Annotated in this window: 18 protein-coding genes and 1 riboswitch; of the genes, 13 read left to right on the forward strand and 5 right to left on the reverse strand. The window is 43.5% G+C overall.

The genetic code is table 11. The annotated features are described in order from the left end of the window. Window positions 1–71: 71 nt before the first annotated feature. From HYN43_RS26600 to mutL, 4 genes are read right to left on the reverse strand one after another with little or no spacing between them, the layout of a single operon-like run. Entirely contained in the window at window positions 72–1,181 is a 1,110-nt protein-coding gene (locus tag HYN43_RS26600) for an endonuclease/exonuclease/phosphatase family protein (RefSeq protein ID WP_119406895.1), read from the reverse strand. Further along, complete coding sequence (locus tag HYN43_RS26605) at window positions 1,182–2,054, reverse strand: rhomboid family protein (protein WP_119406896.1); 873 nt, start codon at window positions 2,052–2,054, stop codon at window positions 1,182–1,184. A 32-nt stretch (window positions 2,055–2,086) separates the two neighbouring features. Then, complete coding sequence (locus HYN43_RS26610; protein WP_119406897.1) at window positions 2,087–2,830, reverse strand: rhomboid family intramembrane serine protease; 744 nt, start codon at window positions 2,828–2,830, stop codon at window positions 2,087–2,089. A gap of 20 nt (window positions 2,831–2,850) precedes the next feature. Further along, entirely contained in the window at window positions 2,851–4,716 is a 1,866-nt protein-coding gene (gene mutL / locus HYN43_RS26615) for a DNA mismatch repair endonuclease MutL (RefSeq protein WP_119406898.1), read from the reverse strand. 130 nt (window positions 4,717–4,846) lie between these two features. Between mutL and HYN43_RS26620 the strand changes: the two genes are divergently transcribed. The 8 genes from HYN43_RS26620 (at window position 4,847) to HYN43_RS26655 (ending at window position 11,863) form a co-directional block, all read left to right on the forward strand. Next, complete coding sequence (locus tag HYN43_RS26620; RefSeq protein ID WP_119406899.1) at window positions 4,847–6,478, forward strand: amidohydrolase; 1,632 nt, start codon at window positions 4,847–4,849, stop codon at window positions 6,476–6,478. Continuing rightward, complete coding sequence (locus tag HYN43_RS26625; protein ID WP_119406900.1) at window positions 6,465–8,285, forward strand: serine hydrolase domain-containing protein; 1,821 nt, start codon at window positions 6,465–6,467, stop codon at window positions 8,283–8,285. The genes HYN43_RS26620 and HYN43_RS26625 overlap by 14 nt, the downstream gene beginning before the upstream one ends. 105 nt (window positions 8,286–8,390) lie before the next feature. Continuing rightward, complete coding sequence (locus HYN43_RS26630) at window positions 8,391–8,696, forward strand: hypothetical protein (RefSeq protein WP_119406901.1); 306 nt, start codon at window positions 8,391–8,393, stop codon at window positions 8,694–8,696. A 68-nt stretch (window positions 8,697–8,764) separates the two neighbouring features. Next, the gene (locus tag HYN43_RS26635; protein WP_119406902.1) at window positions 8,765–9,187 is read left to right on the forward strand and encodes a hypothetical protein; all 423 of its coding nucleotides are present in this window, start codon (window positions 8,765–8,767) and stop codon (window positions 9,185–9,187) included. A 175-nt stretch (window positions 9,188–9,362) separates the two neighbouring features. Continuing rightward, window positions 9,363–10,169 carry a helix-turn-helix domain-containing protein gene (locus tag HYN43_RS26640; RefSeq protein WP_119406903.1) on the forward strand — a complete coding sequence of 269 codons (807 nt, stop codon included), beginning with the start codon at window positions 9,363–9,365 and terminating at the stop codon, window positions 10,167–10,169. 62 nt (window positions 10,170–10,231) lie between these two features. Continuing rightward, window positions 10,232–10,612, forward strand: a complete 381-nt coding sequence (locus HYN43_RS26645) for a VOC family protein (RefSeq protein ID WP_119406904.1) — start codon at window positions 10,232–10,234, stop codon at window positions 10,610–10,612. A gap of 62 nt (window positions 10,613–10,674) precedes the next feature. After that, a complete protein-coding gene (locus HYN43_RS26650; protein ID WP_119406905.1) occupies window positions 10,675–11,349 on the forward strand; it encodes a hypothetical protein in 675 nt (224 codons plus the stop codon). Window positions 11,350–11,398: 49 nt separating this feature from the next. Next, a complete protein-coding gene (locus HYN43_RS26655) occupies window positions 11,399–11,863 on the forward strand; it encodes a hypothetical protein (protein WP_119406906.1) in 465 nt (154 codons plus the stop codon). A gap of 186 nt (window positions 11,864–12,049) precedes the next feature. Here HYN43_RS26655 and HYN43_RS26660 read toward each other — a convergent pair whose 3' ends face one another. After that, on the reverse strand, window positions 12,050–12,472 hold the full coding sequence (locus HYN43_RS26660; protein ID WP_119406907.1) for a VOC family protein: 423 nt from the start codon (window positions 12,470–12,472) through the stop codon (window positions 12,050–12,052). A 166-nt stretch (window positions 12,473–12,638) separates the two neighbouring features. Here HYN43_RS26660 and bshA point away from each other — a divergent pair, with 166 nt between their 5' ends. The 5 genes from bshA to HYN43_RS26685 all read left to right on the forward strand — a co-directional run bounded on the left by bshA (window position 12,639) and on the right by HYN43_RS26685 (window position 18,137). Further along, entirely contained in the window at window positions 12,639–13,781 is a 1,143-nt protein-coding gene (gene bshA, locus HYN43_RS26665) for an N-acetyl-alpha-D-glucosaminyl L-malate synthase BshA (protein ID WP_119406908.1), read from the forward strand. 107 nt (window positions 13,782–13,888) lie between these two features. Further along, entirely contained in the window at window positions 13,889–14,080 is a 192-nt protein-coding gene (locus HYN43_RS26670) for a hypothetical protein (RefSeq protein ID WP_119406909.1), read from the forward strand. A 350-nt stretch (window positions 14,081–14,430) separates the two neighbouring features. Further along, window positions 14,431–14,495, forward strand: a riboswitch (Fluoride riboswitch). A 57-nt stretch (window positions 14,496–14,552) separates the two neighbouring features. Beyond that, window positions 14,553–15,926: a voltage-gated chloride channel family protein gene (locus HYN43_RS26675; RefSeq protein ID WP_119406910.1), complete on the forward strand. Its 1,374-nt coding sequence runs from the start codon at window positions 14,553–14,555 to the stop codon at window positions 15,924–15,926. A 157-nt stretch (window positions 15,927–16,083) separates the two neighbouring features. Then, complete coding sequence (locus HYN43_RS26680) at window positions 16,084–17,019, forward strand: helix-turn-helix domain-containing protein (RefSeq protein ID WP_119406911.1); 936 nt, start codon at window positions 16,084–16,086, stop codon at window positions 17,017–17,019. 377 nt (window positions 17,020–17,396) lie between these two features. Beyond that, on the forward strand, window positions 17,397–18,137 hold the full coding sequence (locus tag HYN43_RS26685) for an SDR family oxidoreductase (RefSeq protein ID WP_119406912.1): 741 nt from the start codon (window positions 17,397–17,399) through the stop codon (window positions 18,135–18,137). Window positions 18,138–18,254: the final 117 nt, after the last annotated feature.

The following is an 18,254-nucleotide window of genomic DNA, read 5'->3' on the forward strand; positions in this document are numbered from 1 at the left end:
ACTTACGATTTTTTCAAATTTAAGCTAATGCCCGGTATTGCCGCTATATATTTTTACAAACGCGAGGCAATTTAATTGAGGGTGAGATCGCTGCGAAGAGGGTAGTGGTCTGAAAGCTTTTTTTCGATCACCTTATAACTCAGCGTTTCAAACTGGGGGCTGGTCATGATGTAATCAATTTGGTAGTTAGGGAAATCGCCGTTATAGGTACGCCCCAGGCCCGACCCTTTTTCCCTGAACGTATTGGTAAGGCCTTTTGCCATCTGGTTAACCGCAAAGGATGAGGGGGTATCATTAAAATCGCCGGCAATAATATAGGGGTAGGGGCATTGTGCAGCGTGAGCCTTAATTTTAAACACCTGCTCGCTGCGCTTCATAAATGCCAGCTTAAGCTTGCTGCCCAGTTTTTTGGTAGCCTCCAAATCGGTTTTGCCTTTTTTTGATACGCTATCGAGGTATTTATAATCCTCCGGGTTAAAGTTGATGGATTGCAGGTGAATGGCATAGTACCTGAACATTTTGGTGCCTTTTTTAACATCAACATAAAGGCATTGATTGCCCGAACCCCGTTCGTCTGACAGGTGGATGAGGCCATGGTTAACAATTGGGTATTTTGAAAAAATGGCCATGCCAATAGCCTCGAGGTAATTAAAGTTAAAAGGCTCAAAATAAAAGTAAGTTGTACCCAATACCCTGCAAATCGAGTCGCGCATTTCGTACTGGCCTTTATTGCGGGTAAAAAACTCTTCAAAACCAATTACATCGGGCTGCTCCTGGTTAATTAATTCAAGTATCTCGTGCTTGGTTGAAATATCATTTACAAAGCCAAAGTGTTTAAAATTATGCACATTGTAGGTCATAGCCCTGATTACATCAAGCCCGGGAGCTTTGCTGAAACCCGAACTAAACCTGAAGCCGATATTGTTGGTAAGCACCGTCCATCCCACCAAAATACTTACAAGCGAAAATAAAAACTGCCAGCGTTTGCGCAGCAGCCAATATAGCATCATAATGATATTACAAAGCAATAAAGGGGGGTAACCCAGCCCGAAAAAGGCGATAAGCCAGGCCTTACGCGGATCGACATAAGGCGCCAGGTAACTGATAAGCAAAGCCACGCAAAAAAACAGGTTGATCCATAACAGGATCCTGCCGAATATGCCTTGCCTTTTTTTTATCATTTAATCCTGTTTACTTGCTCGTTTAAGGGTTTCACGTTCCTGCTTGCTCAGGCTGTTATAGCCCGATTGCGAGATTTTATCCAAAATGCGGTCGATCTCGTCCTGGCGAGGGTAATCGGCCGGATTTTTACCCACGTTGTTTGATACCACTTTTAGTTTGGGTTTCGGTTTAAATAGCTTGGCTATGCTGCCTACCCAATCATTTCCCTTTTGTAATTGTTTGATGTAGATAAAGCCCATTAAAGCACCGCCGAGGTGGGCAATTTCGCCGCCGGCATTGCCGCTGGCTATTCCTAAAAAGTCTAATACTAAAATAACAAAAACCAGCCATTTAAGCTTAACAGGGCCAAACAATATTAGCGATATGGTATAATCGGGCAGCAGAGTGGCCGTTGCTACTACAATAGCCATCACACTGGCAGAAGCACCTACAATAGTACTGCCTCGCGCAGCATTGATACTTGTAAAACCAGGCAGTAAATTAAACGCAAGCACATAAAACAGGGCTCCTGCGAGTCCCCCCATTAAATAGAGGCCGATAGTGCGCTTATTGCCCAAATATTCTTCAAATATCTGCCCCATCCAATACAGCCAAAGCATATTAAATAAAATATGCAGCACTCCGGCGTGCATAAACATGTAGGTTAAAGGCGTCCAGAAGTGTTTAAGTAATGTTGGCAAATGGGCCGACATTCTCAGGTATTCATCTGTAAATTGAAGGATCTTGCCATCGCCAAAATGAGTTAGAACCTGCTCAATAACTGCCGAGATGTTGATAGCCAAAAAAACAATAACATTAATGCTGATTAGCAACCTGATGTTATTACCTGAGCGTAATATTTTGTGCTGGATATTTTGCCAAAGAGTGCTCATAATAAAGTTATATTACATGATAACTAATGTAATTAATAAAAATTGTTTGGCCTTTGCAAACGCCATATTTTAATCATTAAAAAGCCCACAAGCGCCCCGCCAAGGTGGGCATAGTGCGCTACCGAATCGCCTTCCATTGGGTTTAAACCCATATACAATTCAAACACTATATACGCCGGGATAATGTATTTGGCTTTAACCGGTACAGGAATAAATAATACCATCATCTCGAGGTTAGGGTACAGCATTCCAAAGCCTACCAGTAAACCAAAAATGGCCCCCGACGCACCTACTATAGGTACATTGTATATGGAATACAACTTTACTCCCAACATACCGTAAGGCGCAAAAGCCGAAAAATCCTGCGGATCGGCGCTTACATTGCTCAATGTAAAACCGCCGGTAATGGCATGCACCTCGTAGGCCTGTACCAGCATCTGGCAAAGCATAGCGCCTATACCGCAGATAAAGTAAAAGTTAAAAAACTTTTTTGATCCCAGGGTTTGCTCCAATATCGGCCCGAACGAAAAAAGGGCGAACATGTTAAAAATAATATGGGCAGGCTGATGATAATCGGCATGCAAAAACATGTAGCTGATAAACGACCAGAGGTGGAAGTTTGGAGCATTAAAGTAATAGCCGCCAAGCCATTTATACAGGTTAATATTAACCAGCTCCATGGTATTTACCCCAATAAATAGGATAATATTAATAATCAGCAGGTTTTTAACAACGGGCGTGATATTGGCAAAAGGCGATTGATTGTATCCGTTCATATATAAATTTAGCCACAGGGCTATTTTTCAAAGCGTTCCATTAATTCATTCATGGTGAAGGTACTGATTACAGGCTTACCATTCAGCGCCTGGTTGGGTGATTGGCAGGCAAAAAGCTGATCAATCAACTGGTTCATTTCTTCCAGCGATAATTTGGTACCCGTTTTAATGGCTCCGTTGCGGGCCAGCGAGCGGGCAAGGTTATCACGTTTATCTAATTTAAGGATGGCCATATTGTTTTTAAAACCTTCCAATAAATGTTCTAAAAGTTCATGTTCACCTACGTTATTCAGTTCGGCGGGGATTCCTTCAACAACAACTGTATTTTTACCAAACTCGCGGATATCAAAACCCAACGCGCGGATATCCGGCAATAACTCTCTCAATAACTCAAAATCGCTGCCGTTTAGTGTTACCGACTGCGGGAATAAACTTTGCTGGCTTACCCCCGAATGGTTTTGCAATTGTTGCAAAAACCGTTCGTACAAAATGCGTTCGTGTGCCGTCTGCTGGTTAATCAACATAAAGCCCGATTTAATTTGCGACAGGATAAACCGGTTATGGATCTGGAACAACTGCGCCTCGCTTGGTTTACTTACCTCCTGCTCCTCAACCGCAATGGTTTTTTCTTCATGAATTTCATGCTGAAAAAGTGTTTCTTTTTTGCTGATCTCGTACAGTGTATCCCAGTTTTGCGGGATTGATTCCTTACGATACCCTCCTCCGGATGATTCCCTTAAAAAAGGATGTTCCTGCCGGGGCTTGTCTTCGGTGGTGGCAAAAGGGTTAAAGTTGGGGTTGAATGATATGGTAGGCGCAATGATCTCCTCAAATGGTTTTGGTGTAATGAGGTGTTCGATGCTGTTTTCCTGGTCGAAATCTAAAGTAGGCGTTATGTTGTACTTACCTAACGCACGTTTTACTGCAGAGCGGATGATGGCATAAATGGCCTTTTCGTCCTGGTACTTGATCTCGGTTTTGGTGGGGTGTACGTTGATATCAATTTTTGATGGATCGATATCAATGAAGAGCACATAAAACGGGAAGCAATCATCAGGTAACAACTCCTCAAATGCCGTGGTTACCGCATGGTTAAGGTAACTATCCCTGATAAAGCGGTTATTTACAAAAAAGAACTGCTCGCCGCGGGTTTTACGGGCAAACTCGGGCTTACCTACAAAGCCGCGTAGTTTTATAATAGTTGTATCTTCTTCAACCGGAACCAAACGCTGGTTATAATTAGCGCCAAACAGATGTACAATACGCTGTTTAAGCGCTGTTGCAGGCAGGTGATATACCTCCTGGCTATCATGATGCAGCGTGAAAAAGATCTGCGGATGTGCCAAAGCCACTCGCTGAAACTCGTCAATAATATGACGCATCTCTACCGGGTTGCTTTTTAAAAAGTTACGGCGGGCGGGGGTATTATAAAACAGGTTTTTTACAGCGATTGATGTGCCGGTTGGGGCCGAGCACGGCTCCTGGCTGATCACTTCCGAACCTTCGATAGTGATGCAGGTACCCAGTTCATCTTCATGGCGGCGGGTTTTCAGCTCAACCTGGGCAATAGCCGCTATAGAAGCCATAGCCTCGCCCCTGAAACCCATGGTGCGGATGGCAAACAGATCATCAGCCTTGCGTATTTTAGAGGTGGCATGGCGCTCAAAGCACATCCGGGCATCGGTAAGGCTCATTCCGCAGCCATTATCAATAACCTGGATCAGCGCTTTACCGGCATCTTTAACAATCAGCTGGATTTTATCGGCCCCGGCATCAATAGCATTTTCCACCAACTCTTTTACCGCCGACGCCGGTCGCTGAACTACTTCGCCCGCGGCAATCTGGTTGGCAACGGCATCCGGTAAAAGCTGTATAATATCTGACATCTAAAATAATTTCCCTTCAATTTCTATTTCGATGCTAAATTAAATATTTGATGGCATAACTTTATGATTAGATAGTTGTATATACATTTGCAGCTTGATACAATTACAATAAATATACAATTGCTTTAATATGAAGAGACTATTGCCCGCGCTGCTTTTACTGGCGGCTGCCTGCAAACAAAAAGAATACAATGCCGATATGCTGGTGAAAAACGCAGTTGTTTACACCGTTGACAGTAATTTTACAACAGCCAGTGCATTTGTGGTGAGCGGAGGAAAAATACTTGCAGTAGGAAGCGCCGATAGTTTGGAACAAAAATACAATGCCCGCGAAGTGATTGACGCACAAGGCGCTGCTGTATACCCGGGCTTTATTGATGCTCATGCACATTTTTACGAGTATGGCATGGGCTTGCAGCAGGTTAGCCTGGTAGGTACGCAAAGCTGGCCCGAGATAGTAGATTCGGTAAAGGTTTATGCCGAGCGTAATACTGACGGCTGGATTATAGGCAACGGCTGGGACCAGAACGACTGGGCCGACAAACATTTTCCGGATAAAGCCAAGCTCGATTCGTTGTTCCCGATGCGCCCGGTGCTGCTGAGCCGGGTTGACGGGCATGCCGCTATAGCTAACCAGGCAGCTTTAAACATTGCCGGTGTTAAACCGGGGCAAACCATTGTTGGCGGCGAAATTGAAACCCGCAACGGCAAACTTACCGGCGTACTGGTTGATAATGCGGTAGGCATTGTAACCCGCAAAATACCTGAACCAACATCGGCAATGGTTGATACGGCTTTACTTTCGGCACAAAAAAACTGTTTTGCGGCCGGGCTTACTACGGTTGATGACTGCGGTTTGCCATACACCATGGTAAACATTATTAACGAGCTGCAACATAAAGGCGACCTGAAAATGCGCATGTATGTAATGCTTGCCGACAGACCCGAAAACTATGAATACCTGTTTAAAAAAGGTGCAATTAAAACGCCGGGACTCAACGTGCGGTCATTTAAAGTTTATGCTGATGGTGCGCTGGGCTCAAGAGGTGCCTGCCTGCTAAAACCTTATGCCGATTCGGCCAAATGGAGCGGGTTTTTATTGAGTAACCCTAAACATTTTGAAGAGATAGCACCAAAAATTGCCGCTCATGGTTTCCAGATGTGTACTCATGCCATCGGCGATTCGGCAGTGCGCACCATGCTTAAAATTTATGCCGCCAACCTAAAGGGTAAAAATGATTTACGCTGGCGGATAGAGCACTCGCAGATTGTATCGCCCCAAGATGTGGCTATGTTTGGCAAATACAGCGTGATCCCATCGGTGCAGCCAACCCATGCCACATCAGATATGTACTGGGCAGGCAAGCGTTTAGGTAAAGAGCGCCTCAAAACCGCCTATGCTTACAAACAATTGCTTGATCAGAACGGTTGGATCCCTTTGGGTACCGATTTTCCGGTTGAAAACATTAACCCGCTTTACACGTTTTATGCAGCGGTTGAACGTAAGGATTTGAAAGGTTTCCCTGCCGCGGGCTTCCAGAAAGAAAACGCCCTGAGCCGCATTGAGGCGCTTAAAGGCATGACCATCTGGGCGGCCAAAGCCAATTTTGAAGAAAAAGAGAAAGGCAGCATCGAGCCCGGCAAATACGCCGATTTTGTGATACTGGATAAAGATATCATGAAAGTAAAAGGCAGCGAATTACCAACAACCAAAGTAACCAAAACCTATATAAACGGAGTTAAAGTATATGATAAAAAATAAGTGGTACCAGGTTTTTTTAGTATTATCGGGCTTTGCATTATTTAATACCGCCTGCGCACAAAACCCGCCGATGCTTACAGGCCAGGCCTTTATTGCCGAAGAAAGGTTGGTTGGCAACTCAACCGTGCTGCTTAATAATGCTTCATACCTGATTCCGCTGCAAAAGCTGGACGAACTGAAAATTGCAAGTGTACATTTCAGTAATCAGTATGCAACTGTTTTTGATAGCCTGCTTACCAAATACAACAAGGTTACTTTGTTTGATGGCAACAGCTACAGCGGTAATAAAACGCTGGCTAACCTCACCTCCGATCTTAAATTTTACAACACCATTATTGTACAGGTTAACGATGCCGACCTGAATAATGCCGATGTGCTGGATTTTATCAGCAGTAATCAAAAAAATAAAAACGTAATTGTGGCAGCCTTTGGCAACGGGGCCGTTCTGGGTAAATTGGACGCTATTACCGCGCCGGTAATATGGACGGAACGCGTATCGCAGGTATCGGCCATGTACAGCGCCGAGGCTATTTTTGGCGGCATTGCCATCACCCAAAAGCTTACCAAAACCTACAGTAATGTTTATAAAGCAGGGATGGGTTTTGTTACCGAAAAAACAAGGCTGCAATACACCGTGCCCGAAGAAGCCGGTATTAACGCAGCCAATTTGCAGAGCATTGATAAAATAGCCCAGGAAGCCATGCGCGAGCATGCCACCCCCGGCTGCGTAGTGCTGGTTGCTAAAGATGGTAAGGTAATATTTAACAAAGCCTACGGCTACCACACCTATGATAATGTAATACCCGATAAACTTACCGATATTTTTGACGTAGCCTCCATGACCAAGGTATCGGCCACTACGATGGAAGCTATGCAGCTAACGAATCAGGGTAAACTAAGCCTTGAAAAAACCTTGGGGGATTATATCCCATTGGCCCGCAAAAGCAATAAAAACGATATCCAGATTAAAGAAGTGCTGATGCACCAGGCTGGTTTGATACCCGATATTCAATCCTTCGAAAAAGTAAAACCGGCAGATCATAGCACCGATTCATCCGCAGCCTATCCAACCAAGGTATCTGATCATTATTACCTGCGAAAGGATTATTATAAAGATGTAATGCTGCCCGATATGCTTAACTCGCCATTAAAAACCCGCGGACAATATGTTTACAGCGATGTAAGCATGCTGTTTATGCAGGAGGTGGTTGAAAACATTACCGCGGTGCCGTTAAACAAATACGTGCAGGAACATTTTTATAACCCGCTGGGGATGCAGACTGCGGGATTTTTACCACTTTACCGCTTTCGTCCCGATCAAATTGTCCCTACCGAAAATGACAGGGAATACCGTGGTTCATTACTGGATGGTTATGTGCATGACCCCACGGCGGCCCTTGTTGGCGGAGTAGCCGGGCATGCCGGTTTATTTGCCAGCGCTAATGATATTGCCATACTTTACCAAATGATGCTGAACCGCGGCAGCTACGGTGGCTACCAGTATATTAAACCCGAAGTGGTTGACCTGTTCACGTCCAAACAATCGCCGGTAAGCCGCAGAGGTTTGGGTTTTGACCGCTGGGATCCGATTGCCGAGCGGCACTACCCATCCAAACTGGCATCAGATCAGGCTTATGGTCATACCGGTTTTACAGGTACCTGTATCTGGGTCGATCCGAAGTATAACCTGGTTTATGTATTCCTATCCAACAGGGTACACCCATCGGTGGCCAGCAAATTGCTGAGTTTGAATATCAGGCCGAGGATTCAGGATGTGGTTTATGAGGCGATAGCGAAGGGGCTTTAGTTTTTGATTTCGGATTTGGGATGTTCGATTTCGGATTTGCTTATTGCTGAGATCTCAATTAAATGTTGAATACCTGCGAAACGAGCAGTATAAGATTTTTTAATTATGCCTTTAGATTTTTACGATATCTCCGACACCCAACATCGTCAAAGACTTTTTGAAATAGAACATGTTGATTTTGGAACTTTACAGGAGGTATTAGTAAAGTTGAAGAAAGTATCGGGTGTCGAAATTGATCCTTATGGCACCACCCGGATATATCCTGATCACGTTGAACTTATTATTTCTTTAATTAAAGCTGAGTTATTGGAGGGTAAAACGAATAAGGAGTTAAAAAAGCACGAGGTATTAAATCGTTTGCTTCGGTATTTTGAAACCGCAAGTAATGGTTTATTAGTTATTGGCGAATAACTTTCTGCGTGCCCATTGTAGCGCTCGTCTTATTTTCTTCGTTATATCTTTATATAACGTCACATCCCATGAAAAAATATTTAAGCGTATTAGCGGCTGCGGTTATCCTATCATTAAACGGCTGTTCGAAAGATGATAATTCGGCCGAATCAAATAATTACAATCTTTCCGGCACATGGAGAGTTACAACCGAAATTGATCTTGACGGCACAAAGCACAATATTACCGACGATGGCGTGTCGAGGGTAGTCATTACCGATTCGGTTTACAGTAGTACATCATACCGGGGCATTGTTATCAGTTCGAAATATACAGTGAAGGATACCTCGGTTGTAATTGGCTCAACCCGGTACAACCAACTCATGATATTTAAAAATGCGCCGTTAAAAGGAGATGATGCTTATTTTAATGCCAGTGCAAACAGGATAACTATGTACTTTTTAAAGGATACACCTTCAGCTTACACCGCTATTTACACGAGGGTTAAATAACCTGTTCTTCGATATTTTTAATTGCAGCCGCAAGTTTTAGAATTTGCGGCTGTTTTTTGTATTGACTATCAACTACACAGCAGATTTCTTCTTTTTTTATTTCACACTTTATCCACCATAAAATCCTAAATTTAATCAAATCCGAAATCGAACATCCCAAATCCGAAATCAAACCATGCGTTATTTCACCATCCAGCCACCGGCCGAGCTAAAACCCTTTGTAAGATTTTACTGGGTGCTTGAGCATGAACTGGGGCCGGATGAGCCATCGTATACTTACCGCTCGGTTGCCGATGGTTGTACGGAGTTGGTTTTTCATTACCAATCTTCTTTTAACGAACTAACCGATAAAAGCGGGCAAAACGCAGGGCCATCGGGCATCCAGTTTCAAACCACCCAATATCGGCGCTTTATCACCACCCAGAGCTTTGGCATTTTTGGCGCATATATTTACCCTTTTGCAGTGCCTTATTTTTTTAACGTTGCCAGCAGTGAAACCAGCAACCAGGCGTTTGATTTCGATACTTTTTTAAACCAGGCCGGTCGCGAGCTGGAAGAACAGATTATGCTGGCTCCGGATAATTTAAAACGCGCGGAGACATTATCAACATTTTTAATTGCCCGGTTAAGGCAAAATACCTTTAAGGACGAGCGGATCATCACGGCCATTCGCCATGTTATACACGGTAAACATCGACTGCCTGTTATTCAACTGGCTGATACTTACAGCCTGTCGGCAAGGCAGTTCGATCGTAAATTTAAGCAGTATGCCGGTTTTAGCCCTAAAACCTATATGCGCCTGGTACGGTTGCAGGAGGCTCTGAAACAATACAATAGCCCCAAAACCTTAACACAAATAGCCCTGGAATGCGGTTACTACGACCAATCACATTTTATACATGACGTAAAAGCATTTACAGGTTATCATCCTGGCTATTATTTTTCGGGCAAAGCAGAGGGCACGGAATTCCGGGAAATTTAAATGTCTGATTTTTACAATTTCGGAAACCTGCGGAGAGGTAATTTTGAATAAAAAAACCAACTATGGCAACAATCAACATCCCCGAAAATTATCAGGCAGTAATGCCCTATTTAATTGTTAAAAACGCAGCTGAGTTTATCCAATTCACCCAAACTGTTTTTGGCGCTACCGAACAATTTAAAACCATGCGCGATGAGCATACCATTATGCATGCCGAAATAAATATTAATGGCAGCACCATTATGTTTGCCGATGCAACCGATACTTATCAGCAGCAAAATGCCGGTATGTTTGTTTATGTGGAAAGTTGTGATGATACCTATCAAAAAGCATTGGATAATGGTGCAGAAAGCATTATGCCCCCGGCAGATCAGCCTTATGGAAGAAGTGCCGGTGTGAAAGACCCATTTGGGAATACCTGGTGGATTACTAATCTGTTATAATTTTTTCAAATAATTTATGGAAATTGCATGGTACCTGCATCTTATCCATAAATTATAAACCTATGAAAAAAACCTTAATCGCTTTATTAGCACTCCTTAACCGGCTTGCGGCTTTAGCACAAACAACCCCGAACAAGACGATACTACAGTCGTCGATGGCTGTTAAACCTGTGTTACAAACGCGACTGGATACGCTGGATAAACAAAGAGATACGGCAAAAAAAGCTGCACCTGCTGTTACAGATCCTGCCGACACTTTGTACCGCCATTTACCGGGAGCAGCCGAATGCAACGCTTTGCTTATTATAAATGATAAAATAATTGCGCGTACATTAGATATAAACCCTCAGGACGTGAGCTTTATTTCGGTTTTAAAGGATAAGAATATTCCTAAAAACCTGTTTAACAATGCCAGGTATGGGCTTGTGCGGATTAATTTAAAACGCGGAATAAAGATTGATGCCATACGCCTTCCCGATTTAAAGAAGCTTTACACTACCAAAGGCAAAGTAAAGTTTGCGCTAAATGGCTATTTTATTGATGACGAAAGCTTGCTTATTGAAAAAAAGGCCCTGATCCGTATTGATCAGATCAGGGATAATTATTGGGATCCGCTTTCGGCCGTTACAATTAATATATGGACAGTTAACCCTGATATGCTCAGAGCGCCTACCCACGACAGGCGGCCGACCGATAAGCCGGGTGAGATTTATATCAGGGGTTTGGCATCAAAATAATTTTATTCTTTTAAAATCTTTTACGTTACCAGTCGTCATTCACTGATATATGTATGCCTTTATTTTAGCACTGCACTCGCTTATCCGCTGGTTTGTTTTGGCCAGTTTGCTTTTTGCTTTATACCGCACCTATGCGGGCTGGTTGGGTAATAAACCTTTTTCGAAGTTTGACAACCGGGTGCGGATTATTACCGCAGCTATCGCCCACGTGCAATTATTGATTGGCTTAGGGCTATACTTTATAAGCCCGGTGGTAAGCTATTTTCTTAACAACTTTAAAGAGGCTGTGCATAACCGGCAGATCCGTTTTTTTGGCATGGAGCATATTACCATGATGCTGATCGGTATTACACTCATCACCATAGCATCGGCCAAAGCCAAACGTAAAACAAGCGATAAGGAAAAATTTAAAACGATGGCTATATGGCTTACCATTGCTCTGCTGGTAATTTTAAGCTCCATCCCCTGGTCGTTTTCGCCGCTTATCAGCAGGCCGTTGTTCAGGGAGTTTTAAAAACATAAAGGTCATGCTGAATTTATTTCAGCATCCCACAAGCTTGGTAACCGTTATGCTAAGCAAGCGGAAACTTAGCATGTGGGGTCCCGAAACAAGTTCGGGATGACATTCATTTTTATCCAAGCAGCCAATAAAAGTTCCAAAATCAAACCAAATCCAAAATCGAACATCCGAATTCCGAAATCAAAGCACCTGGTTAAATTCCAGCCGCTCGCCGTCCGGCCCGGTAATATTAAAATATTTGCAGCCGTTTTTCCAGAATTGCAGGAATACCGGCTCGGGTTCGATGATGTCAAAACCGGCTTTTTTAACAGCGTTATAGGCAATATCTATATCATCCACGTCAAAAGCAATATGGTCAATATGCCCGTTGCGGCGCGAGCGGATCTCTGCCAGGCCGGCTTCGGGCAGTTGGTATAGTTCAATAATCATGTTACCACGCTGCATCATGATACAGGTGCCGGTGCCGCCGTTATCAGTAAATGTGGCCTGCATTACATTGCTAAAGCCCAACCGGGTGTAAAATTGCTGTGATACTTTAATATCAGTTACAGGCACACCTATGTGTTGTATGCCGTTAATTTTTAAATTGAGGTTGTTTTTCATGTTGATAGTCAATAGGTTGTTTTACTGTACAATACGTGTTTAAACAGACAAAACATGTTTAAGTTTACTGCTGTTATAATCATATTATCATCGCCTTATCATTTTACACAAGCTTAACATTTTTGATGTAAATTGCTGTTAAACTTGCACCAATTAAAACATATTAATGAAAATCGGAATTGTTTGTTACCCAACCTTTGGCGGAAGCGGGGTTGTAGCTACAGAGCTTGGTAAGGCCCTTGCGGGTCGTGGTCACCAGGTTCATTTTGTTACCTATAACCAGCCGGCGCGCCTGGATCTCTTTTCCGAAAATTTGTTTTACCACGAGGTTTCGGTGTCTAATTACCCCCTGTTTGATTTTCCGCCGTATGAGCTGGCCCTGGCCAGTAGACTGGTTGATGTGGTGCGCCACGAACAACTGGATGTACTGCATGTGCATTATGCCATCCCCCATGCTTCGGCCGCGTTTATGGCCAAGCAAATTTTGATGACCTATGGCATTTATATCCCGGTGGTAACAACCCTACACGGTACCGATATTACGTTGGTTGGTAAAGACCGCACCTTTAAACCGGTGGTAACTTTTTCCATTAACCAAAGCGATGGCGTAACCGCCGTATCGCAAAACCTTAAAGACGATACCTATAAATTTTTTGAAATCCAGAAAGATATCCTGGTGATTCCGAACTTTATAGATCTTACCCGTTTCAGCCTCAAGCCTAAAGATCACTTTAAAAAGGCAATCGCTCCTTCGGGCGAAAAAATATTGGTTCACACGTCCAATTTCCGTAAAGTAAAACGCACCGAAGATGTGATCAAGATTTTTGCGAAGGTGATTAAAAAGATCCCATCGAAATTGCTGATGGTGGGCGATGGCCCTGAACGTTCAATGTGCGAACAGCTTTGCCGCGATCTTGGCGTGACCGATAATGTGCGCTTTTTGGGTAAACAGGACGCTATTGAAGAGATTCTTTCGGTATCTGATCTGTTTTTGATGCCTTCACAATCCGAAAGTTTTGGTTTGGCCGCGCTTGAAGCTATGGCCTGCAAAGTACCTGTAATAAGCAGTAACGCCGGCGGTCTGCCCGAGCTGAATGTTGACGGGTTAACCGGTTTTTTGAAGGATCCGGGAGATGTTGACGGCATGGCCGAAAAAGCAATATTTATTTTGGAAGATGAAGAACGTTTAGCTACCTTTAAAGAGAACGCTTTGGCGCACGCTAAAGAGTTCGAACTATCCAATATTTTGCCCATGTACGAAAACTTCTACCTTGAAGTGATTGAGCAAAGCAAGGCCAAAGCTGTTTAAATTACAGTTGTAATAAACCTGATACAATATTCAAAATATTCGCCAGGAATTAAATTTTGTCGTTTACGTTAATTAATTTAGTCTTTCACTTCCTAAAAGTTAAACTTATGGCAAAGCACACACTAAAAAGCGGACAACTCCTTAAGTACATCGGAAAAACGTGGAAAAACCTTCATATAGGTCATCCATTAAAATTTATGGGGTACGAGGAAAACGGTTTCGCCGACATCTGGGTGGAATACCAGGGTAAATTAATGCTGCTGGCAATTAAGGATGTGGAAACACTAAGCATGGCTTAAAAACAACCCTTAAGCCGGTCTTTTTCAGGATCAGGAAAATAGCCTTACTGTGCATACGTGCTTAGTAAGGCTATTTATTTAGTGGCAGCGGCTTTGAGATACGAGGCACCTGCGGGGCCGGGAATTTTTTTTCTTTGTTTGCTATAAACACGGTACTACTACGGAGTGTAGCTGCAAATACTCTAATCACCAATTTTGAACATGGCTATAATAACCGAAGTTTTCTCAATTCCGTAGGAGTACCGTGTCTATAGAAAATCCCAACAAAGTTTTTAGGCTCCATAGGTGCCTCGTATCTTAAAGCGATTCCCCGGTTTTTATTTTCAATCGAAACATCTTATATTAGCCATATCAAAAAAGGAAATGGTGTCTTCCTACTTAACCGCCCTAAAAAGCTGATGGCGCCTACAGATAATTAATACGCGGGTTTTAACCTGTGCTAATTTTTTGTGGGCAAATAAATATCAGCATTATGCAAAACAATCTTTTCTCGTCGCAGCATTTTTCAATTTTAAAAAACGCTTTAAGGTTTACGGTGATTGTTATTCCTGTTGCCGCTTTTATCGGTAGCGCGGTAGCTTTCTTTTTGTGGCTTTTGAGCGGGGCTATTCATTTTCGTTTTGCGCATAGCTGGTTGTTGTACCTGCTGCCGCTGGCCGGTATAGCTATTTATTTTATTTATAAACTATTTGGCCGCTCGGCCGAGAAGGGGAACAACCTCATTATTGATGAAATTCATAATCCGGGCGGCGGCGTTCCTAAGCGCATGGCACCGTTGGTTTTACTTACAACTATTATTACTCACCTGTTTGGCGGTTCGGCCGGGCGCGAGGGTACGGCTGTACAAATGGGAGGGAGTATTGCCCAAATGATGAGCAAATGGTTTAAGCTTAACCCTGCCGATACGCAAACTTTGCTCACAGCAGGCATAGCCGCCGGGTTTGGAGCGGTATTTGGCACTCCCCTCACAGGCGCTGTTTTCGCCATGGAAGTGTTAACGATTGGCCGCGTGCAATACAATGCATTGCTGCCATGCCTCATTGCGGGTATTACCGGCGATGTTACCGTTGCTGCCTGGGGCATTCATCATACAGCTTATCATATCGATATTTTGCCAGCCGTTCCGCATTGGTTTTCGGGCTATATTTCAACAGATTTATTGCTTATCATCAAGGTGATTGTCGCCTCAATAGCATTTGGCCTGGCCAGCTACCTGTTTGCACGGATGGTGCATGGTATCAAAAGTTTTTTTACCCATTATGTTAAAACGCCCTGGCTTATTCCGGCTATTGGCGGGTTAATCATCATCGCCTTAACATTCATTAATGGTAAACCCGATTATTTGAGTTTAGGTGTAGATGCTGAGCATGCAGGAGCTGTTACCATTCCCTCGGCTTTTCACGCGGGCGGTGCCGATACCTGGAGCTGGCTATGGAAAACCATTTATACCACCATTACCCTCGGAACAGGTTTTAAGGGCGGAGAGGTTACTCCGTTATTTTATATAGGCGCTACAATGGGCAATACTTTATCTGCATTACTTAACGCTCCGGTGAGCCTGTTTGCCGCTTTAGGTTTTATAGCTGTTTTTGCGGGAGCGACCAATACACCCCTCGCCTGTACTTTTATGGGGATCGAGTTATTCGGCGGAGAGCACGCTCTGCTATTCGCGATAGCTTGTTTTACGGCTTACCTATTTAGCGGGCATACGGGTATTTACAGTTCGCAAAGGATTGGGGTAGGGAAGGTGGATGATATGGAGGATAAAACCCTTTCGGAAGCCATGAAACGCGATGGGTATTTGTATGAAAAGTTGGCGAAGTATGGCTTTTTGAAGCGGAAGTAGATTTTTGTCTGAATCAGAATTTTCAGGATTTGAGAATTTTCAGAATTAGAAAAATAAGATTCTGTTTATTCTTTAATTCTGAAAATTCTGATTCAGACAAATTCAGCCGCTTGCAAATCTCCCCCAACCCACATAGCTTTGATACAAACATCTACCCATGCCGCACCTGGACAACGAAAATCAGATTTTTAATAATCTTTATGATCAGTACAAGCACCTGGGCCTGCCGCTGCACCTTATTAAGCATACCGATTTTACTGTTTTTAACCTGAGGGATGTTAACCAGCCATCGCCATTTAAATCGCCTTTAAGCAGGCTTAACTTTTTTGTTTTCGCCTTTATTAAAAGCGGCGACGGTGATTATACTATAGATGAGCAAAACTACAAACTGCAACCCGGCGCGGTTTACTTTACCAATCCAGGGCACTTCCGCTCGTTTAACTGGGAACATATTGATGATGTGTACCTGTTTACGCTGAGCGAATCGTTTTTGAAGGAAAATGTGCATGCTAATATTTTTGATGAATTTCCCTTTTTGCTGGCCGAAACTTTTCCGGCGCGTGTATTGGCACCCGAAATATTTGCTGAGTTTGAAACTTTGTATCACCAGATCAGGAAGGAGTACGATTCGGAAAGTCCGTACCGCTACCGCATTATCGGTAACCTGTTTGTGGTGGTTTTATTAAAATTTAAAGAATATATCTGGAAGGATTATAACCCCATATACGAGGGTAACCGCAGTTCGGAAATTGTAAAAAGCTTTAAACGCCTGCTCGAAAAACACTACCGCGACCTTGCCGGCGGCCTCGCCGAACAAGTTTTCCGCGTTCAGGATTATGCCGATGCACAAAGCCTGCACCCTAACTATCTCAGCAATGTAATCAAAGTAAAAACCGGCAAAACCATCAGCACCTGGATAGCCGAGAAAACCATTGCCGAGGCCAAAGCATTGCTGCAAAACTCGCAGGCATCCATTAAAGAGATCGCCTTCCGCTTAGGATTTAATGAGGCAACACATTTCAGCAACTATTTTAAAAAGCATACCGATATGTCGCCGGTGTTGTTTAGGAAAGAACATGCGGGGATAGCGTAGGGACTTGTCTCGTTTATTTTGGCTAAAGTCATAAAAATGCTCTAATATTCCATCGGTTAAAACCGACGGAAATGAAACTTTTTCTTTGCGGTATTCGAGAAATGATTGCCATATATTATAAAGATAATGGCTCTGCTTGCAGTTTACTCTTTTTCTTCATTGCCGTCGGTTTTAACCGACGGAACCAGAGCCGGTTTCTTAGATGGCTTTAGCCAAAATCCCCATACTAATCATTCTCCAACCATATCACAAATCCCATTCTTAAATATTCGTATGTAATGCTTTGATATGTGTATCATTCAGGGCCTCTTCTGTTGCCACCTTTGTATTGTCAATCAACAACGACAAAAACATTAACAAAATAAACAAAGGAAACCATGAACACATTAGCATCAAAAGTAGTATTAATAACCGGCGCTTCAAGAGGCATCGGCGCAGCGATAGCACAAAAATTAGCTGCCGAAGGCGCTAAAGTAATTGTAAACTATGCCGGCGGCAAAGATGCGGCCGACCAAACTGTAAACAGCATTAAACAACAAGGCGGCGATGCCATTGCCCTGAAGGCCGATGTAAGCAAAGCCGATGAGGTAGCCGCTTTATTCGATGCCGCTATTGCCCACTACGGTAAAATAGATGTACTGGTAAACAACGCCGGCATCATGATCACCAAATTATTAAAAGATACTACCGACGAGGATTTTGCCCGCCAGTTTAGTATCAACGTAACCGGCACTTTCAATACCCTGCGCGAAGCCGCCACTAAACTGGCCGATAACGGATCGGTAATTAATTTTTCATCAACACAAACCCGCTTGTTAACCCCATCTTACGGTAGCTACGTTGCAACCAAAGGCGCAGTTGAACAGCTAACCCGTGTATTTGCCAAAGAAGTTGGCGCGCGTGGCATCAATGTAAACGCGGTACAGCCCGGCCCGGTAAATACCGAACTATTCACCAAAGGCAAACCACAGGAACTGATAGACAGGCTTAACTCCCTCAATGCCTTTAACCGCCTGGGCGAGCCTGAAGATATTGCCAAAGTGGTAGCTTTCCTGGCCGGCGATGACGCCAAATGGATAAGTGGCCAAATTATCGGTTTAAATGGCGCAATGGCGTAAGCTTAGTAGTCCGGAAGTCCGCAAGTCGGAAAGTCCGCAAGTAAAATAAAAGTGCGACAAGCAAAATATATAATCAATTAAATCATCTTCCGGACTTTCGGACTTTCCGACTTCCGG

This window comes from Mucilaginibacter celer (assembly GCF_003576455.2).
Taxonomy (GTDB): domain Bacteria; phylum Bacteroidota; class Bacteroidia; order Sphingobacteriales; family Sphingobacteriaceae; genus Mucilaginibacter; species Mucilaginibacter celer.